This is a genomic window from Corallococcus sp. AB038B (genome assembly GCF_003668955.1).
Lineage (GTDB): Bacteria > Myxococcota > Myxococcia > Myxococcales > Myxococcaceae > Corallococcus > Corallococcus exiguus.
In genome coordinates this window covers 1-19,193 of record NZ_RAWO01000003.1, presented here as the reverse complement: position 1 = coordinate 19,193, position 19,193 = coordinate 1, and the positions used below count along the sequence as shown (strand labels likewise).

Below are 19,193 nucleotides of genomic sequence, written 5' to 3'. Positions count from 1 at the left end.
ACGGTTCCTTGAGTGACGCCCCCACCGCGACGGCCCTTCCGTTCCGGGATGACGAGCTGGCGGACTTCCTCGTGCGGACCAGCCGCACGTTCGCGCTCGCCATCCCGCTGCTCGACGAGCCGCTGCGCCGCGAGGTGGGCCTGGGCTACCTGCTGTTGCGCGTCGCCGACACGCTGGAGGACGCCGCTCCCTGGACGCGCGACGAGCGGCGGGAGGCGCTGGCCGCCTTCGAAGCCCTGATCCAGGAGAAGCCGGGCTCGGACGCCGGGGCGCTGTCGCGCGAATGGCTGTCGCGCCGTCCCAGCGAGAACGCGGGCTACCTGGACCTGCTCGCGCGCACGCCCACGCTGCTGGCGAGCCTGGACGCGCTGCGCCCGGAGGCCGGCGCCATCCTGCGCCACTTCGTGCTGAAGACGGTGCAGGGCATGGGGCAGGTGCTGGCCGGTGCGTCCGAGGACGGGTTGTTGAAGCTCGGGTCGCTCCAGTCCCTGCGTGACTATTGCTACATCGTGGCGGGACTGGTGGGGGAGCTGCTCACGGAGCTGTTCGTCCTGGATCCTCGCCTCGCGCTGTACGCGCCGAACCTGCGCTCGCTGGCTCCGCTGTTCGGAGAGGGGCTCCAGCTGGTCAACATCCTCAAGGACGCGCGCCAGGACCGGAAGGAGGGCCGCGTGTGGCTTCCGGACGGCGTGCAGCTCCAGGACGTGGAGCAGCTCGCGGGCCAGGACCTGATCGCCGCGGCGCGCTACGTGCGCTCGCTGTTCCTGGCGGGAGCGCCCCGGGACATGCTCGCCTTCACCACGCTGCCGCTGCTCCTGGCCCAGGCCACCCTGGAGCTGCTGGTGCGCGACGGCGCGGGCGCCAAGGTGTCGCGCGCGGTGGTGACCGCCCAGATGATGACCCTCCACGCCGCGCTCGAACGGGGCACGCTCCCCGAGGCCGTGGAGGCGCTCGCCGGGCCCATGCCGGGCGGCCCCTGAAAAGCGTTGACCGGGAAGCAACTCCAGGGCGTCCGCGCCGGATAATTCCGGTGCAGGTGTTCCCCCTCTGGAGTCGTGCCTCCCATGAACTGCGCCCGCTCCACACCGGCGGTCATCGTCTACTTCCCCGCGCGTTCGGAGAGCTCGCCTCTGCGGGTGCAGCGCCGGGCGGCCCAGGTGGAGCGGCGGGGTGGGGGGCTGCCGTTCGCCGCCGCGCGTCAACGCGGCCTGTGGACATTCCAGACGTCGGCGGGGCCGGAGCGGTGGCTGCCCGGGCGGGTGCGCGGCAAGGACCGGATGCAGGCGTTCCTGGTGGACGTGCTGGGTTTCGGTGCGGTCATCCAGACGTATGACGTGACAGCGGACACGCGCAGCGACTCGCTCCCCGGGCACCCGGACTTCGCGAAGAACTTCGACCTGTTCCTGCACCACTACGCGGGCGCGCTGCTCAAGCAGGCGGCTCCTGAGGTGGCCTTTGCCCGCGCGCTGGGACAGGTGGTGATGCTCAATGGCCAGCAGTGGGCCGGGCTGGGCTTCACGCTGACGGACGCCGGCCAGCGGCTGGTGGACGCGTGGCTCGCGGAGCAGGGCGTGGTGCTCAGCACTACCGCCTGAGCTCGGTCGTCCGCCTGCTTCCAGAGGGAGCCTCGGGAGACCCTGGGCGGACGGCGGGAGTCCGGATATGGGTAGGGCGATGACTGCCCTGGCCTACCCCATGCCGCTGTGTGTCGCGCCGATGATGGACTGGACGGACCGGCACTGCCGGTACTTCTTCCGGCTCATCTCCCGCCACACGCTGCTCTACACGGAGATGGTGACCACGGGCGCGGTGCTGCACGGCAAGCGCGACCGCCTGCTGGGCTTCACGCCCGCCGAGCACCCGGTGGCCCTCCAGTTGGGCGGCTCGGAGCCCGCGGACCTGGCCGCCTCCGCGCGCATCGGCGAGGAGTGGGGCTACGACGAGATCAACCTCAACGTGGGCTGCCCCAGCGACCGCGTGCAGTCCGGCCGCTTCGGCGCTTGCCTGATGGCGGAGCCGGACCTCGTCGCGCGCGGTGTCGCCGCCATGCGTGAAGCGGTGCGCATCCCCGTGACGGTGAAGTCGCGCATCGCCATCGACGACCTGGAGGAGTGGTCCACGCTGGAGGACTTCGTGAAGCGCGTCTCCGCCGCGGGCTGTACGCGCTTCATCGTGCACGCGCGCAAGGCGTGGCTGCAGGGCCTGTCCCCCAAGGAGAACCGGGACGTGCCGCCCCTGCGCTACGACCTGGTGCACCGGCTCAAGGCCGAGTACCCGCACCTGGACATCAGCCTCAACGGCGGCATCAAGACGCTGGACGCGGCGGCCGAGCACCTGGGCCGCGTGGACGGCGTGATGATGGGCCGCGCGCCCTACGAATCCCCGTACCTGCTGGCGGACGCGGACCGGCGCTTCTTCGGGAGCACGCAGGCGCCCCTCACGCGGCACGAGGTGGTGGAGGCGATGCTGCCGTACATCGAAACGCAGATGAGCCAGGGGGCGCCGCTGGGCGCCATGACCCGGCACATGCTGGGCCTCTTCCAGGGCCTGCCCGGTGCGCGCGCCTGGCGCCGGCACCTGAGCGAGAACGCCCACAAGGACGGCGCGAGCCCGGAGTTGGTGCGCGCTGCCGCCGCGAAGGTGCCGCGCGCCGCCGACCTCCAGGCCGTGGCCTGACACCGAGCCTCAGCGCTTGGGCACGGTGGTGCAGCACCCGGAGCGCGCGCAGCGGACCCAGCCCTGGTTCTGGCAGAGCTGATCATTCGTGCACGCGGGACCCTGGCCCGGCTGTCCGCAGCTGGGGCTCGGCCCGATATCGGATGTCGCGGCCTGGATCTTCACCATGGGGCAGCGGGGTTGCGAACCACTGCCCACGCAGCTGTTGGTGTTGCCGCCGGTGACGCTCTTCGGGCACGTCATGCGCGCCGCGGGGCGCCGCTGCTCGTCCACCGAGAAGCAGACGCCCACCTCCTGGAGGTTGCATTTCGGGTCGCAAGCGAAGGCGACGCTGTCGCCCTGTCCGAACGCGGCGCGCAGGTTCTCCAGCGACACGCTCCCGCCGACGTTGTCCGTGAGCGCGGCCGGCGTCCCCTGGTCGCCCGGCAATGACAGCAGCGCGTCGATGGTGCTCTGGAAGTAGGTCCGGGCATCCATCCCCGTGCAGCTGCCGTGCTTGGGCCACTCGTGGTTCGCGAGGAAGTAGTTGTCCGTGACGAAGCCCGGCCCGTAGGTACCCATGGCGTGCGGAATCGTCGCGGGGTCGGGGAAGCACTTCGAAGGGGCATCGCTGCCCTGACATTCGCAGAGCCCGCCGCAGAACGCCGGATAGGTGCAGTTGAGCTTCTGTGCCTCCTCGTCGTTGAACTGGGGCCACAGCCCGTGGAGCGTGAGGTGCGTCGCGCCGAAGTGCTCTTCCAGGTGCTCGCACTCCTCCTTGTCCGGATGCGTGCGGCAGAAGGTGGGGGCCCACGTCAGCGCGAGCAGGTACGAGCCAAAGCGTGGCGTGGCGCACGCGCCCCCCTCCTTCGCGGTCGCGTCCGACTTGAAGCAATTGCAGGCGGTGGCCTGGGCCCGGCCGAACTCGAACTCGATGGCTTCCGGCTTCGCCAGGTGGAGCGGCCGGGCGGTGGCCGTGGGCGGCGTGGGTGGGGGCGCGGGAGGCGGCTCGTGATGCGAGCGGCATCCCTGCGCGATGACCAGACATGCCCACAGGGCAAGGCGCGACGTGAGGCGCATGGCTTGATTCCCTCGGGACCGGATTGCGGCACGAAGGTACGGAGGTGGGGACGGGCGCTACACCCCGTGCTCCGGTCCACCGCCCGCGTCCGCGCCCGAACCCTTTCCACTGGCGCGCGGAGCCCCCAGATTTCCTGGGACCCATTCACCGGGAGGGATTGCACCATGGGACGCGCCATCATCAAGAAGGCCAACGAGGCGGACGAGCGCCGGCCCTTCGTCTCGCACGGAGAGGCCATCGTCCTGAACATGGGAGCGCTCAGCATTGGCCGTGGCTACTTCGAACCCGGCTGGCGCTGGTCGGAGCACGTGAAACCCATCGCGGGCACGGAGAGCTGCGAAGTCGTCCACACCCTCAGCATCCTGTCCGGGCGGATGCACGTCGTGATGAATGACGGTCAGGAGCTGGACCTGGAGCCGGGCGACGTCGCCTTCATCCCGTCAGGCCATGACGCCTGGGTCGTGGGCGATGAGCCCTGCCGCGTCGTCGACTTCACCGGCGCGGAGGACTACGCGAAGGCCAGCAAGGAAGAGCAGGAGCAGCCAACGCTCCAGTAGTCAGCCAAAGCTCAATCAATGCCCAGCCGCTCCAGCAGCGCGTCCACCACGCTGGAGACACGGAACTGATCCAACCAATCATCCACGTCGGTGAGGCCCGTGAGCGCCGCGAACCGGCGCAGCACGTCCGAGGCCTGGACCGCGGTGCGCAGGCCCAGCAGTTCGAACAGGTGCGGGCGTCCGCGTTGATACAGCGCCGCGTCCAGGCGCTTCCATGGCTCCACCCACTCCGGCTCCTCCAGGGGCCAGATGAGCGCGCGGCTGGACTGGGACTGCGTGCGGTCAAGGATGGCATTGACCGCGCGGCGGCCCGCCTCGCACGCCCCTTCCATGGAGGCCAGGTCCGTGTGCGTGCGGACGTAGTCCCCCGCGAGACAGAGATTGGGAATGGCGCTCGCGGCCTCCGGACGCACGTCCCAGGAGCCGGGCGGATGGACGAGCAGGCCGGACGAGTTGCGCGGCGGCAGCCCGCCGCCGTAGTCCAGGTCCGCGTCCAGGTGGAAGGAGTGCAGGAGCTCGTCGGTCAGCACCTGCTCGTCCAGGTCCAGCCCGTTGAGCGCCGCCTTGAGCTGTCCCCAGACCTCTGTCTTTATCTCCTCCGGCGTGCAGTCCTTCGCGCGCTTCGGAACGAAGGTGCCGGGTGTGTTCCAATCCGAGACATCGATGGACAGCAGCCCGCCCACCTGCCCATCCCCGAACACGCGCCGGAACAGCCCCAGCTCGCGCCAGAACTGCGGCTGCGAGATGGACGTCAGCGCCCACGGGGAGTCCGGATAGAAGGTGTGGCCGCGGACCAGCGGCACGTCCTCGTAGAGGAAGAACTGGATGCCCACCATCCAGGACACCAACTGCTCCACGTCCGCCGCGCGCAGCCGCGCCAGCGCCGGGTCCAACGCGGCCAGCTCCGGGGTCATCAGCGCATGCGCCGCCTCCAGCGGCACCGCGAGCACGTAGTGGTCGGCCGTGCGGGACTCGCCGTTGGCGAAGCGGACCCCGGCGATGCGCCCGCCCGCGACGTCGAGCCCGGTGCAGTGGACGCCCGCGTGGAATTGCACGCCCAGTCCGCGCAGGTGGGCAATCCAGGGCTCGAGCCACATCTGGCTCGTGGGGCCGCCCATCGTCCGGTCGTTGTTCACCCCGCTCTGGGCGAAGTCGAGGATGAGCTGCATGGAGATGGCGCCAATCGTCCGCGCGGACCCGCGCTGCGGATCCATGGCCACCATCGTGCGCGGCACGGCTCGCAGCTGCCGCTGGAACTTCGGCGAGTACAGGTCCCCCTGCGCGAAGTCCCACCAGGACATCCGCTCGTACTGGCCGAACCGGCGAGCCTCGCTGGATGAGAGGAATTGGAGGATCTTGAGGCTGTAGAGGCTGCTGTCGGCCTTGTCGAAGTCCAATTTCTGGAAGAACAGCTCCAGCGCCTCCAGGACGTCATAAGGCTTGTCCAGCTTGCGGCGGGAGAAGCGGTACCACGTGTCCTCGTCGATGAGCGCGATGGCGCTCTCCGTGGTGGCCTTGAGGTGCTGCTCCACGGAGGGCGTGGCCGAGCCGGGGACGGCGGGCGTGCGCTGCATCATGTCGATGACGTGGCGGTAGAAGCGTGGGTAGAAGCGGAAGCCGTGCTCGCCCGGCAGGTCGCGCCGCCCGTTCGTCCCCGTGCCCGCCACCGGCTGCGAGCGGGCCTTGCCGCCCCAGGCCGTTCGCGTGTCGAAGACCTGGACCTCGAAGCCGCGCTCCACCAGCTCGTGCGCGACCGTCAGTCCCGCGACGCCCCCTCCCACCACGATGACGCTGGGCATGAAGCACCTCCGGCTGCTCGGCGTGCGCTCAAGCCAGCGTCGCGTATGCCCCAGGGAGTCCGCATCACCCCAGAGTGCGAGTGAGATGTCTTGGACGAACGTACGAGACGCAGTGTGTTGGATGTGGATGGGATTGAAACAAGTAACTCAAGACAGGTGAGACACACTCTCGTCGTGGAGCCTCTCTCAGCCAACCTGTGACGTCCTGCTCTGTCTCGGGCCTCGTTTTCCCGTGGATTCCAACGCTGCGTGAAATCACTGGTGAGGTTGTTTCTTTGTGTTCAATTCGCTAGTGTTCAGTTCTCGATTCATTCCTCGCCTGGGGGACGGCCCACCTTCATGGCAATGCCTTGCATCCTGAGGAAGGGGGGCGCGCGTCCGTGTTCTTGAGAATCCCTCCACCCATCCCTCTACGTGTGCCGGTCTCCCTTCGCCCCTGGGGCGGAAGGTGACGATGGGCCCGGGGGACATACCGTCGGAGACCGCCGCGGAGTGGCAGAAGGTGCTGGCCGTCTTCGCGGACGAAGCGGAGGGGTTGGTCTCCTCCATGGAAGAGAACCTCATCGCGCTGGAGGTCTCTCCGGCGGAGGGGCTGCTCCCGGGCATCCTGCGCGGTGCGCACACGCTCAAGGGCGCGGCGGCGTCGCTCGGCTTCCAGGCCGTGACGGACTACACGCACGGCGTCGAGGACCTCCTCCAGGCCCTGCTCGACGGGCGCCTCACGCTGGATGAGACGCGGGTGTCGCTGCTGCTGGGCGCGGTGGATCACCTCCGCGAGCTGTGCCAGGCGTCGCTCGCGGGCGTGGATTCGCTGGGCGCGGTGCACCAGGCCCACCTCTCCCTGCTGCGCGAGGGAATCGTCGCGGGGGCTCCCACGGAGGCTCTGCCGACTCCCGCCGCGCTGCCGCGCATGCCGGAGGCGCGGGGCACGACGCGGACCCGCGTGCGCATGGACATGGAGCGCCTGGACCGCATCGTCACGCTCACCGCGGAGCTGTCCGTGGCGCGCGGGCGGATGGCGCAGTTCCTGTCGCGCGCGGAGGAGTCCGGGGCCAGCTGGGAGGACGCGCTCAACCAGCAGCGGGAGATGGATCCGCTCTTCGAGGCGCTCCAGGAAGAGGTGATGAAGGTGCGGATGGTCCCGGTGGGGCCTCTGTTCCGTCAGCACCTGCGCACCGTGCGCGACCTGGCCCGCTCCCAGCAGAAGCTGGCCCAACTGGAGCTGGAGGGCGAGGACGCCACGCTGGACACCGCGGTGCTGGACGCGCTGCGCGACCCGCTGCTCCACCTGCTGCGCAACTCGCTGGACCACGGCATCGAGACGCCGGACGAGCGCCGCGCCGCGGGCAAGGACCCCCGGGGCCGCCTGCGGCTCAAGGCCTACCATGACGCCGGCAGCGTCGTGGTGGAGCTGTCCGACGACGGCCGCGGCATCCAGCGCGAACGGGTGCGCGAGCGCGCGAAGCAGAAGGGCCTGGTGGCGGCGCCCGAGCGGCTGCGCGACGACGAACTGCTGCGCCTCATCTTCGAGCCCGGCTTCTCCACCGCCACCGAGGTGACGGAGCTGTCCGGCCGCGGCGTGGGCATGGACGTGGTGCGCCGGGACATCGAAGCGCTGCGCGGCTCCGTGTCCATCCAGAGCCAGGAGGGGCAGGGCACCACGCTGACGCTGCGGCTGCCGCTCACGCTCGCCGTCATCCAGGGCTTCGCCATGGGCGTGGGGGACCAGGTGTACGTGGTCCCCATCGAGGGCGTGCAGGAGTGCATGGAGGTCCCCGCCCAGGAGCGCACGGCGGAGGCGTCCGGTGTGCTGTCCCTGCGCGGGCAGCCACTGCCGTTCCTGAGGTTGCGTCAGGTCTTCTCCCTGGGCGGGAGCACGCCAGCCCGGGAGAACGTGGTCGTCCTCAAGCACCCGGACGGCGTCATCGGCCTGGCGGTGGATGAGCTCCAGGGCGAGGGCCAGCGGGTCATCCGTCCCCTGGGGCGCCTCTTCCAGGGCATCCCCGGTATCTCCGGCTCCACCATCCTGGGCGACGGCCGGGTGGGGCTCCTGTTGGACACGCCCGCGCTGGTGCGCAGGGCCATCCTCCACGCCTCCGAGGCCGCGCTCAGTCCTCCCTCCCCCCTGGCAACCCCTTCTCCCGCGAACGCCACCCGGGCGCCGTAGCGGTCAGTCTTCTGTTTCTGGAGTCATCATGTTCAACAACCTGAGCATCACGGCGAAGCTGACGCTCGCCTTCAGCGCGATGGTCGCCATCATCATCGCGCTCGTCGTGGTGGTGTACACGACCATCCTCAAGGTCTCCGTCACCGCCGAGGGCGACACCGAAAGCCACAAGGTGCTCATCGCCGTGCGCACCCTGGAGGGTGACATGGCCGACCTGGAGACGGGGCAGCGCGGCTTCATCATCACCGGCGACGACAAGTTCCTGGACCCCTACAACATGGCCCGGATGAGCGTGTCGCAGAGCCTGGACAGCATCCGCCAGCTCACCCAGAGCGACCACCGCCAGCAGGAGCGCCAGCAGGAGATCCGCGACCTGTTGCAGCAGTGGATTTCCCAGCACCTGGAGCCGCTCATCGCCCAGCGCCGTGAGGTCAACGCGGGCCGCGGGGAGCTGGCCCAGTTGGTCGCGGTGGAGCAGTCCGCGCGCGGCAAGCAGACCGCGGACCGCATCCGCATGCTGCTCACCAAGCTGGGGGACGACGAGACGACCCTGCTGGCCGAGCGCACCACCCGCACCGCGGGCATGGTGGTGGACCTGTACAACATGATCATCATGGGCGGCGTCCTGGGCGTGGTGCTCGCGGCCCTGCTGTCCTACTTCCTCACCCGCAGCATCGTGCAGCCGCTGACGGAGGCCGTGCAGGTGACGTCGCAGGTGACGGCGGGCGACCTCACGGCGAACATCGTCTCCCGGGGCACGGACGAGACGGGCCGGATGATGGGCAGCATGCGGGACATGATTCAAAGGCTGTCGGGCGTCATCAGCGAGGTGCGCGGCGCCGCGGGCTCGCTGTCGTCCGCGTCCCTCCAGGTGGCGTCCGCCGCGCAGGGGCTGTCGCAGGGCACCAGCTCCCAGGCGGCCTCCGTGGAGGAGACCACCGCCAGCCTGGAGCAGCTCAACGTCAGCATCCGCCAGAACTCGGAGAACAGCCGGGAGATGGAGCAGACGGCCCTCAAGGGCGCCCGCGACGCGGAGGAGAGTGGCCGCGCGGTGAAGGAGACCGTGGAGGCGATGAACGCCATCGCGGAGCGCATCGACATCGTGGAGGAGATCGCCTACCAGACGAACCTGCTCGCGCTGAACGCCGCCGTGGAGGCCGCGCGCGCCGGGGAGCACGGCCGGGGCTTCTCCGTCGTCGCCACGGAGGTGCGCAAGCTGGCGGAGCGCAGCCAGAAGGCCGCGAAGGAGATTGGCAGCCTGGCCACCTCCAGCGTGAAGGTCGCCGAGCGCAGCGGCCAGCTGCTGTCGGAGCTGGTGCCCGCCATCCGCCGCACGTCGGAGCTGGTGCAGCAGGTGGCCAACGCCTCGCGCGAGCAGTCCATTGGCGTGTCGCAGATGAACCGCGCCATGACGCAGGTGGATCAAGTCACGCAGCGCAACGCGTCCGCCGCGGAGGAGCTGTCCTCCACCGCGGAGGAGATGGCCACCCAGGCAGAGTCGCTGCTGCAGATGATGAACTTCTTCCGGCTGGTGGAGGGCATGAGCTTCAACGCCTCCTCCACGCAGCATCGCCCCATGGCGCCCCGGCTGCCGGCCTCGCCCGTCCGGGGCCTCCAGGCGGCGGCGCAGGGGCCGCTGGCCACGTCCACGAACGGGGCCCTGTCCCGGCTCCAGAACGGCGCGGAAGCGCCGGCCCCCCATGACTTCCAGCGGTTCTAGGAAGGGGCGCGCACCATGAGTCAGTCCACCGAACCGGGCAACGGCAGGTCCAGCTACCTGAGCTTCATGCTCGCGGGCGAGGAGTACGCCGTGGGCCTCCTGCGGGTGCGGGAGATCATCGAACACCGCCCCGTCACGCGCGTGCCGGGGATGCCCGCGGCCGTGCAGGGCGTCATCAACCTGCGCGGCAGCGTGGTGCCCGTCGTGGACCTGGCGGTGAAGTTCGGCCTGCCGCCTCGGCCCATCACCCGCTGGTCCTGCTTCGTCATCGTGGAGGTGGTGCTCGACGGCCAGCCGACGGTGTTGGGGCTGCTCACGGACACGGTGCGCGAGGTGCTGGAGCTGGGCCCCTCGGACATCGAACCGCCCCCCGCCTTCGGCACGCGCGTACGGCTGGAGTTCCTCCGGGGCATGGGCCGCCACAACGACACGTTCATCCTGCTGCTGGACCTGGACCGGGTCCTGTCGCTGGATGAGCTGCTCCGGCTGACGGCCGCCACCGACGAGGCCGCGGCCCCGGCGGCACTGGCCCCGGCGGCTCCGGCCCCTGCTCCGGAAGCATCGGGCAACGGGTGAGGGGATGAGCGAGGACGCGCTCTGGCCGTCCGCGCTGCCTCCGGCGCTGTCGCGCACGGAGCTGGCGCTGTTCCAGCATCTGGTGGAGACGGAGGCGGGCATCCACCTGTCCTCGGCCAAGAACGCGCTGGTGGCGAACCGGCTGTCGCGGCGGCTGCGCGAGCTGGGGCTGCCGTCCTTCGCCGCCTACCACGCGTATGTCACCACGCGGGGGAACGAGGCGGAGAAGGTGCGGATGCTCGACAGCCTCTGCACCCACGAGACGTCCTTCTTCCGCGAGCCCCGGCACTTCGACCTCCTGCGCGAGCACGTCTTCCCGGAGTGGGCGGCCCAGGCGGCGCAGGGCCGGCGGCCCCGGAGCATCCGCGTCTGGAGCGCCGGCTGCTCCACGGGCGAGGAGCCGTACTCGCTGGCGATGGAGCTGCTGGAGGCGTTCCCCAAGGGCTCCGGGTGGAGCCTGGAGATCGTCGCCACGGACCTGTCCACCTGGGCGGTGAAGCGCGCGGAGGAGGGCCTCTGGAGCATGGAGCGGGCCCGGACCATTCCGCAGGTGCTGCTGCGCAAGTACATGCTGAAGGGCGTGCGCACCCAGGAGGGCCTCATGACGGCGGGCCCGGAGCTGCGCCACTTCATGCGCTTCGCCCGCGCGAACCTGCACGCGCCCGCCACCTGGCCGGTGGGGCCGTTCGACATCATCTTCTGCCGCAACGTGCTCATCTACTTCGGCACGGAGGCCCGGACGCGCGTCATCCAGGGGCTGCTGTCGCGGCTGCCGGAGACGGGCTACTTCTTCCTGGGGCACGCGGAGAGCCTGATTGGAATCACCGCGGCGGCGCGCTCCGTGAGCGCCAACGTGTACACGCCGCGCCCGGGACCGCCGTTTCCGTCGCGCGAGTAGGGGAAGGCGCCGCTTTCCATTTCTGGAAAGCAGGTGCCCGCCGCTGCCCGTTGTTGCTGGGGGGGCCGGCGCATCCATGGGCATTGGCGCGGAGTTCGCGCGGCGCTTGTCACGGCGGGGCGCCACGGTGGCGCTCGGGGTTCTCGGTAGATCTGGGGCAGTCCACGCCCCATCCCGGCCTGACCACTGAAAAAACCATGGAGAGATTGGCCAACAGCGGGAAACCGTCCACTCGCCAACTGCCAGGTGCTCTTACGGGCGAAGCAGCCTTGATCCGCAAGCGCTCGCCAATGCCCTGATTGGCCAGGAAAGCATGGGTCGCCTGGAGAAATTGACGATGCGGAGCGCGCGCACACCCGAAATAGTCCGCCGACAGCGGCGGCTGCGCATGGCGGTAGGCGCATTGATCTTCCCCGTTGCCGTGGCTCTTGGCGGATGCTCCCATGCGCAACGGCCTGAGCGTCGCACTTATGTCATTTCAGAAGACACCAGCGGAATGGGTGGCTCTGGCGGGCGCGATTGCGATGCCGAGCATATCCAATGTTTCGACAGATGCTGGAATTCCGCTCCTCCATTGTCGAGCATCAAAAGGGGCTCTGGCAAACACCATGAGTATTGCACGGAGGAGTGCCGGAAACAGTACATGGTTTGCATCAACGGGAACGAGCAGCAAGTACAAAAAAATGAAAGCGAAGCGCTTCGATTCTCAAGCATTGACGGGGCGCTTGATTGGTTGAGGGCGCACAGTACCGAAGTGGCAATCGGAACGGTCGTCGTCGTCGCGGGCGTGGCCTTTATTGTCGCAACTGGCGGCACGGGCGCGCTCGTTCTCGCTCCCCTTGCTCTCTGACTCAATGGGAAGGTGCACAGTGACAATCTCAAATGAATTTGACATGGATTCGACTCTTCGCATTCTCGATGCGGCAAGCAAAAGTTACCCGTCTGGCTCGAAGGAGGAATCAACGATCCAGCTTGCGGCAATTGCATTGCTCTACTTGCGTCGGACCAGGAATCTGGATGATTTTCTAAAATATTATCACGAGTTTTCAGATCCGAATTTCAGTGTCCCGATTGTAAAGACATTTTCAACACAAGAGGAGGCGGATAGGTGGCTGGCCAGCGGCGCTGCATCTGATGGAGATCTTGTCAGAATTAAAGACCAAGGCTTCCAGGTCATTCAGTTGCCAAATGGAATGAAATTTCTTCGAACGCCACTTCCCGAAGAGCTTGGCCCTCCGGTTTCGAAGTAGGTGCTCCGTGCTCCTGGACCGGACTGGACGCGCCAGTTGCGAACCTGTTCCAGTGCCCCATGCGGGCGAGGACGACCCGCATGATGAATGTGCCGACAAGTTCCCACCCAACCGTTATCCCGGAATGGATGTGCTCGTTGGCGGCGTGCGCTTCGATGCGTTGCAAGTCGGCGTGCGCAAGCTGTGGGAAATCAAGACCCATCTTGCATTGCCGCATCGTGACGCATGGCTCGCCCCGTGATGATTTCAGGGAGGGGCAGCTCGGGGCGCCTCAGCCCGGGCGGACAAGCCCGACTTGATGTGCATGCGGAGATACCGCTGGACGCACCCGCGATCGCGGCAGCGGCGGCTGTGCTTGAGGCTGTGGCCGAGGGTGCTCACTCGCACTGGGGGCACGCGTCGCCTTACGGGTACGGATCAGAGGTCGCGCAGCAGTTTCGCCGCTCGCCGCATGGACCGGAGCGTTCACCCCGCGGGCTTCCCATGCTCAACCTTCCAGAGAAGCTCCCCACGCCTGCGATTCCCTGGTTCCTGGGGTGGCTGAACTATTGGTCTGCCGCCACAGCGCAGGCCATCGGGTTCCCGGATCCTGCGCGCGACACCGAGCTGCTCACGCAGGCGCGGCGTACGGCGTCAGGTGGGTGGATTGTGCAGCTCACGGACGTGCCGCTCGCATACGACAACCCTGCCCACCTGGACACGCTCAGGCGCGCCTACGAACGCTTTCCGCAGATAGGCGGACGCGCAGCGCCTTGATCTCGATCCAGGGGCCTGGGATGTGGCTCCTGCTGTAGGAAAGAGACCCGCTGCGCGGGCATCCGCGATGGTAGCCTTCCCATCTGGGAGGTCATGCACCATTGCTCCAACCGTTCAGATTGGCCCTGGCGCTCGCGCTTGTCACGGGAGCTGCTGCGTGGGCTGAGCCGGCACCGGGGGCGCGCGTCAGGCGGGAACGACCCGTCGCCGTCGCCAGCACGCCCACCGGACCGCTGCCCGTCGTCCACGTCGCGGGGGACACGCCGACCGTGTTCCTGTTCTCCTCACCGATCCAGCGAAAGACCCTGACCTTCGATGAGTCCCGGATCCGCGTCCTGGATGCGGGCGAGCGGTCAATCATCGTTCAGCCCGTGGCCAATCTTGGCGACGGTGAGCGACAGGAACTCGGGGTCTTCTTCGCCGACGGCCATCAGCCGACGCGGGCTGCCTTCGTGCTCGTGACCGATCCGGCCGATGTGGACTCACGGATCGACGTGCAACGCCCGGAGCCGCCGAACACGGCCTGCCAGCCCACGGCCCAAGCCCCGGCGCCGAAGCCGGAAGACTTCGTGCTTCTCGGCTACGTGGACGCGAAAGGCGTCACGACGTCCAGCCGCAAAGGCAAGTTCGATGGTGTGCAGGGGCTTAACTGGGACTCGATCGTAGCCTTTCGAGGCACGGGTTGGATTCTGGCGGCCGTGACGATTGTGAACGGCCCTGACCGCCCCGCCTGGACACCCCGAGAGGCGACATTCGTGGGGCGAGCCGGCATACCCCTGCGCGCGCGGCTCGTAGCGGAGAAGCCGGGGGCAATCCTTCCGGGAGAGGCAGAGCGTGTGCTTGCCGTCGTGGACGTGGCAGAGACGCAAGCAGACGTCGTCTTCACCCTGGAGGTGCGCGGAGATGGGGGGCATCTCACGATTCCAGGCGTGCGTTTCCCGAAGCCCGCAGCGGAGGACGCCCAATGAGCGCGACACTGCTCCACGTTCCACCCGGTTCACTCATCGATGGGTGGCAGGTGGCCAAGGCACTCGGCGACGGAGGCTTCGCGTTCGTCTTCCTGGGCGAAAAGAACGGCAGGCACCGTGCCATCAAGATGGCCCAGCACCGGGAGTCCAGCGGCGACCTCAAGCAGACCCACGCCCGGACGCTGCGGGAGTTGACGGCGCTGCTCATGCTGGACCATCCGAACATCGTCCGGCCGCAAGGGCATGGCCTCGCGGAGAGCGGGAACCTCTACCTCGCGCTCGACTACGTGGACGGTTGGACGCTCGCGGAGTGGGCAGAGCGCAAGCACCCGACCGTTCGTGAAATCCTCGGAGTCTTCGAGAAGATCTCCGGTGCGCTGTCTTACATGCACGGCCGGGGCATCCTGCATCGGGACCTGAAGCTGTCCAACGTGCTCATCCGCAAGAGCGACGGCGAGCCCGTCATCATCGACTTCAGCTGTGCGACCTACACCCTCGCCGAAGACCTGACGGACGGAGGCTTGCCTCCAGGCACGGACCGCTATCGCGCCCCCGAGCAGTTCAAGTTCCTGCGCGAGCACAAGGACGAGCACCGGGCTCGCTACGCCTTCCAGGTCGCCGACGAAATCTTCGCGGTCGGAGTCATGCTTCATGAACTGCTGACCGACCCGCGACCGACGGAGTTTCGTCCGCGCTTCGACTTGAACAGCCTTGCTCTCCCACCGCCGCCACCCCGCTTGGTGAATGCGCGGGTTCCAGCGGAGTTAAGCGATCTCGTGGAGAGCGTCCTGGCCCGAGACCCCAAGAAGCGTCCGGTTGATACCGAGGCGCTGCGTCGCGAGCTGGCGGATCTCCGCGCCGCGCGCTCCGCTGAGTATGACGTGCCGGCCCATCCACCCGCTGAACAGCGTCACGGAGTACCGATACCCGCGGCATTGGCGATGCCCTCCACGCCGCAATCCTTCAAACGGCATGTGGCCCTGATGGAGCGACCGCGCCGAACGGGAAGGTGGATCGCAGGCGTCGTTTGTATCGTCGCGCTCGTCATGGCCTCGGTCCTCTGGCGTTCGTCAAGGAGCGTCCCCGACGGTCCTGCCGGGTCGCGCGACGCCGCAGCCTCAAGCCCACCTCCCTCCACCACCCATTCCGCGCCGTCCACGACAACACCTCCTGCTATGACACCTGTTGGCCCTTCGTCCGTGACAATCCCGGGGCCCGCAGTCGCCGCTGCCCCGAAGGAAGGATCCGCCTTGAAGACCCCAGCACCCGAAGCCTCATCCCCAGGACGTGCGCCCCGCATGCCGAAGAAGTCTGTTGCCGCCGTGGAGTGCGCATCGTTGTCGCTCGTCGCGGCGCTGGCGGCGGGTTGTCCGGGAGCTCAGATCAGGCCCGAGGCGTTCACCTGTCCGGATGGGGCGTATGAAACCATGCGGGAGCAGCTTCACTGGAGGGGCGCAGACCAGTTCAGCCTCCAACTCGACGAGCGCCAGGCACCGTGGGGACTCGTGTGGTTCACCGCTGGCGCGGAGGTGGTGGGGATTGTCCCGAAAGGCATCAACATCGACCGGCAGAACGCGGTCGCCCCAATGGGGACACGCTTCTACGGCAAGGCGTACTACCTCTCTGACAAGATGGGGCGTGCGGATGGAGAGACACTCGTCATCCGGTATGACCGGGTGAAGCTGCCGGGACAGGATGAGTACCCCATCTGCTTCGTGGTTGAGACCACGGCCGAAGAGTTCAAGGACGGCAGGGTGAAGGCGTCAAATCGGGGTGGCGGGTTCGTTGTGGACCGCTGGCCCTGAGCAGCCCCGGGACGACGTGGTGGGTAGGTGCTTGATTTCGCACCCCTCCTCCTCGAACCCGACATGCACTCCCAGGGTCGTTCCGTTTCTTCCCATCCCACGGGTACCGTCGCCCGCGACGCGCGGGGCAGGGATGCCTGCGCGAAGAGGAGGAAGACACATGTCGGAAAGGGAGTTCAGGCTTCCACGCGGGGCGATTCTCTTCACGAGGGACGGCGTCCAGTATGAGTTCCGCGAAGACCTGGGAGTGGTCCACCACGGGTTGAGTCTCCTGCTGGCCCGGCGCCGCACTCCAGAGGGCAGCATCCGAGGCAAGGTGCTGCTCAAGGCGGTGGGCGTTCCGAAGCTGATGGAGATGCCCCGCGTCAAGCGGGCGCGGGCGAAGCTGGAAGAGCAGGTGCGCCTCGCGACGTACCTCGACCATCCGGGCATCCTCCGTGTCCAAGGGCTGCACAAGGCGGAGGGGAGCTGGTACGTCATCTCCGAGCATCCGTCGGGACACACCATCAACACCCTGTTGACGCTCTCCGGGGAGTGCGGTCGCCGGTTCTCTCCCCTCTTCACCCTCCATGTCGGGGCGCGCGTCGCCGAGGCCCTGGAGCATGCCCACGAGGCGAAGGACGCGGAGGGGCGCTCCCTCCACATCGTCCACCGGGCGCTCGACGTCGAGCACATCTTCGTCGACTGGAACGGCGACGTGCAGGTCTCCGACTTCGGACTCGCCCGTTCGGACCTGCCCGGCCGCGTTTCATCCACGGTGCGCCAGCCGCAGGGGGATGCGTTCTACTCCTCCCCGGAGATGCTCCTGACCGGGCGTGTGGATGCGCGTTCGGACCTCTTCGCGCTCGGCAATGTCCTGCTCGAATTGGCGACAGGGAAGAACATCCTCGACGCCCCGGACGTCTTGACCGAAGAGGTGAAGGACTCGCTATCGGTCAGACAGCGCATGCGGGCCCGCCGTGCCGTCAGGAGGGCGCGGCTCGCTGGGAGCCCTGCCGGCGTGGAGGACGCGATCTGGCGCGCGGCGACCTATACGCAAGCGGACCTGGAGGCGTTGACGGAGCCGCTTCCGCAGGGGCTGGGCCTGGCACTGCGCAAGCTCCTCCAGCCCCGCCCGGGAGACCGCTACCAGACTTCGCGGGAACTGGCGGCGGACCTGCGCCGCTGGCTCGGAGAGGGAGATGCCTACGGGCGGAAGGAAGCAGTGGCTGAACTGCACGAGATGGCGAAGCGCTCCCGCGAGGTGATGGTCGACCTGAGCGTGCGGCGCCCCCGTGGCCTCCAGGCTTCCCAGAACGAAATCAGCACGAACTAGCCGCTGTGCCTGTGTTTGGCTGACACTCCGTGCGTGCTGGGTCCCGCCAGCATTCACAGGGAGTCGCAGGATGGAAGAGGCATCGGTGTACGCGCAGGCGCGTGCCATCGCGGATGAAGTGCTGCACGACCTCCCGCACGTGGGCGTCGACGTGGACCGGTGGGGACACGCCTACGTATCCATCGACCTCGTCAACCCGGACACGGGGGAATGCCTCTCACGCGTCGTCGCGACCACGCGCGGTGACGTGGTGCGACCTGAGTTCGTGGCGAAGGAAGGGCTCACCGCGAAGGTGGAGGAGCTGACGCGGCGACTGAAGGCCCTGGACGTTCGTGGTGAGCCCTACGCCCTGGAGGAATGGGACACGCAGCTCACCGCTATCACCCTGCGCGTGATGGCAGGGTCGGGCGAGGACGCCGTATTCCATGTGGACGACGATGGCCACTGGCAGGTGGGAATCGAGTCGTTCATCGGCAAGGACGACTGGCGCTTCGTGTTCCGGGTGCTGGCGACGACGCGCGGGGATGTGCCCATGCCGTTGCTCGCGGAGAAGCTCGGGCTGCTGCCACGCGCGCAGGAGCTGGCCCGGCGGTTGGGCGAGCTGGGCGCGCGACTCCCGCTTCCGCCGATGGATGCAGAGCAGTCCGCGCTGATTCCGGATGCGCTGGCGAACCTGCGGTCCGGCTTCGATCAGGGCGTCGACTCCCTGGTCCGCGTGCCGGACTACACCGGAGGCGGAGCCTGGGACGACCTGGATGACGACCGCGTCCGCCGTGAGGTGATGAGGCAGTTCGCCCGGATGGTCCATGCGCGCATCGAGGAGGAGAAGCAGTGGCCGGAGGTCATCGAAGCGGACCGGCTGGAGGCCGCCTTCGACGAGCTGAAGCGCGACGGCATCGTGACGAGGATGGGCGCCACCGACACCCTGCGCGGAGGGTGGACCTACGTCCGGGAGGACGCGCACGCGCTGGAGGCGCGCGGATTGAAGCCTTGGGGCGCGGCCTTCTTCCACGGGCAGGACATCGACTACGCGCTGAAGGGCGGTGCGCTCTGCATCGCGTTCGGCTCGCTCGCCGAAGCGGAGGACGCGGAGAAGGACGTCGCGGTGGGACAGGCCGTCGCCAACGCGCTCCAAAAGCATGGCTTCGCGCCCGAATGGAATGGCAGCGAGACGACCCGCATCACGCTCCTCCCGGCCTTCACCTGGCGGCGCCGTCGCTCACGCGTCGACACCACCGAGAACCTCGTCCTGTACTCCCTCGACGCAAGCCTGGTGGAGCTGTTCCCCCGCGTGCGCACCCTGCGGATGCAGTTCGGGGACATGACTGTGTATGACCTGGACCGGATGCGCTCGGACACGCTGGAGGGCCTCACCGTCCAGTTCGACCGGGATGCGCAGGCCCGGGATGCGCTGCCAGACCTGGTGGAGCGGGTGAAAGGGCGCTTCCCCCGGCTCCAGACCATCACCGTCACGGGTGAGCGTGGCTTCGAGGAGACCGTCAGCGTGGGGGCGTGAGCGCTGAGGGGATGAGAAAAAATTAACGATTCTGATGCATCCAAAGGATGCATAAGCGCTGCTGTGCGAGCATGAATCGCCATGGCGGGGAGCAAACGGCCGCGAGTGCGTGTGCTCCGGCCGAAACGGA

At 68.1% G+C, this 19,193-nt stretch carries 17 protein-coding genes and 1 pseudogene; 16 read left to right on the top strand and 2 right to left on the bottom strand.

The features are described 5' to 3' along the window. The first annotated feature begins 8 nt into the window (after positions 1–8). The 3 genes from D7Y04_RS16400 to dusA all read left to right on the top strand — a co-directional run bounded on the left by D7Y04_RS16400 (position 9) and on the right by dusA (position 2,676). Positions 9–980 carry a squalene/phytoene synthase family protein gene (locus D7Y04_RS16400; protein WP_121759938.1) on the top strand — a complete coding sequence of 324 codons (972 nt, stop codon included), beginning with the start codon at positions 9–11 and terminating at the stop codon, positions 978–980. An 84-nt stretch (positions 981–1,064) separates the two neighbouring features. Beyond that, positions 1,065–1,595, top strand: a complete 531-nt coding sequence (locus D7Y04_RS16395; protein WP_121759937.1) for a hypothetical protein — start codon at positions 1,065–1,067, stop codon at positions 1,593–1,595. 79 nt (positions 1,596–1,674) lie between these two features. Continuing rightward, the gene (dusA, locus tag D7Y04_RS16390; protein WP_121759936.1) at positions 1,675–2,676 is read left to right on the top strand and encodes a tRNA dihydrouridine(20/20a) synthase DusA; all 1,002 of its coding nucleotides are present in this window, start codon (positions 1,675–1,677) and stop codon (positions 2,674–2,676) included. Positions 2,677–2,685: 9 nt separating this feature from the next. Here dusA and D7Y04_RS16385 read toward each other — a convergent pair whose 3' ends face one another. Then, positions 2,686–3,735, bottom strand: a complete 1,050-nt coding sequence (locus tag D7Y04_RS16385; protein ID WP_121759935.1) for a hypothetical protein — start codon at positions 3,733–3,735, stop codon at positions 2,686–2,688. Positions 3,736–3,900: 165 nt separating this feature from the next. Between D7Y04_RS16385 and D7Y04_RS16380 the strand changes: the two genes are divergently transcribed. Next, complete coding sequence (locus tag D7Y04_RS16380) at positions 3,901–4,293, top strand: cupin domain-containing protein (RefSeq protein WP_120594728.1); 393 nt, start codon at positions 3,901–3,903, stop codon at positions 4,291–4,293. 11 nt (positions 4,294–4,304) lie between these two features. Here D7Y04_RS16380 and D7Y04_RS16375 read toward each other — a convergent pair whose 3' ends face one another. Further along, positions 4,305–6,092 carry an FAD-dependent oxidoreductase gene (locus D7Y04_RS16375; protein WP_121759934.1) on the bottom strand — a complete coding sequence of 596 codons (1,788 nt, stop codon included), beginning with the start codon at positions 6,090–6,092 and terminating at the stop codon, positions 4,305–4,307. A gap of 454 nt (positions 6,093–6,546) precedes the next feature. Between D7Y04_RS16375 and D7Y04_RS16370 the strand changes: the two genes are divergently transcribed. The 12 genes and pseudogenes from D7Y04_RS16370 (at position 6,547) to D7Y04_RS16320 (ending at position 19,063) form a co-directional block, all read left to right on the top strand. Further along, positions 6,547–8,259 carry a chemotaxis protein CheA gene (locus tag D7Y04_RS16370; protein ID WP_199749678.1) on the top strand — a complete coding sequence of 571 codons (1,713 nt, stop codon included), beginning with the start codon at positions 6,547–6,549 and terminating at the stop codon, positions 8,257–8,259. A gap of 28 nt (positions 8,260–8,287) precedes the next feature. Then, positions 8,288–9,979 carry a methyl-accepting chemotaxis protein gene (locus tag D7Y04_RS16365; RefSeq protein WP_121759933.1) on the top strand — a complete coding sequence of 564 codons (1,692 nt, stop codon included), beginning with the start codon at positions 8,288–8,290 and terminating at the stop codon, positions 9,977–9,979. 15 nt (positions 9,980–9,994) lie between these two features. Next, the gene (locus tag D7Y04_RS16360) at positions 9,995–10,555 is read left to right on the top strand and encodes a chemotaxis protein CheW (RefSeq protein ID WP_120594732.1); all 561 of its coding nucleotides are present in this window, start codon (positions 9,995–9,997) and stop codon (positions 10,553–10,555) included. 4 nt (positions 10,556–10,559) lie between these two features. Beyond that, positions 10,560–11,453, top strand: coding sequence for a protein-glutamate O-methyltransferase CheR (locus D7Y04_RS16355; RefSeq protein WP_120594733.1), 894 nt, complete (start codon positions 10,560–10,562; stop codon positions 11,451–11,453). A gap of 443 nt (positions 11,454–11,896) precedes the next feature. Then, on the top strand, positions 11,897–12,190 hold the full coding sequence (locus D7Y04_RS44465; RefSeq protein WP_158627527.1) for a hypothetical protein: 294 nt from the start codon (positions 11,897–11,899) through the stop codon (positions 12,188–12,190). 156 nt (positions 12,191–12,346) lie between these two features. After that, positions 12,347–12,703 (top strand): hypothetical protein, encoded by a 357-nt coding sequence (locus D7Y04_RS44050; protein ID WP_147477122.1) that lies wholly within the window; start codon positions 12,347–12,349, stop codon positions 12,701–12,703. Positions 12,704–12,731: 28 nt separating this feature from the next. Next, a pseudogene (locus D7Y04_RS16345) lies at positions 12,732–12,944 on the top strand (DUF6310 domain-containing protein); the annotation flags it as partial. Next, positions 12,929–13,459 carry a DUF5953 family protein gene (locus D7Y04_RS45660; RefSeq protein ID WP_370457116.1) on the top strand — a complete coding sequence of 177 codons (531 nt, stop codon included), beginning with the start codon at positions 12,929–12,931 and terminating at the stop codon, positions 13,457–13,459. The pseudogene D7Y04_RS16345 and the gene D7Y04_RS45660, both read left to right, overlap by 16 nt. Positions 13,460–13,560: 101 nt before the next feature. Then, a complete protein-coding gene (locus D7Y04_RS16335; RefSeq protein ID WP_121759931.1) occupies positions 13,561–14,427 on the top strand; it encodes a DUF2381 family protein in 867 nt (288 codons plus the stop codon). Next, positions 14,424–16,232 (top strand): serine/threonine-protein kinase, encoded by a 1,809-nt coding sequence (locus D7Y04_RS16330; RefSeq protein ID WP_121759930.1) that lies wholly within the window; start codon positions 14,424–14,426, stop codon positions 16,230–16,232. The genes D7Y04_RS16335 and D7Y04_RS16330 overlap by 4 nt, the downstream gene beginning before the upstream one ends. 160 nt (positions 16,233–16,392) lie before the next feature. Continuing rightward, complete coding sequence (locus tag D7Y04_RS16325) at positions 16,393–17,547, top strand: protein kinase (protein WP_121759929.1); 1,155 nt, start codon at positions 16,393–16,395, stop codon at positions 17,545–17,547. 70 nt (positions 17,548–17,617) lie between these two features. Beyond that, a complete protein-coding gene (locus D7Y04_RS16320; RefSeq protein ID WP_121759928.1) occupies positions 17,618–19,063 on the top strand; it encodes a hypothetical protein in 1,446 nt (481 codons plus the stop codon). The last annotated feature ends 130 nt before the right edge of the window (positions 19,064–19,193 follow it).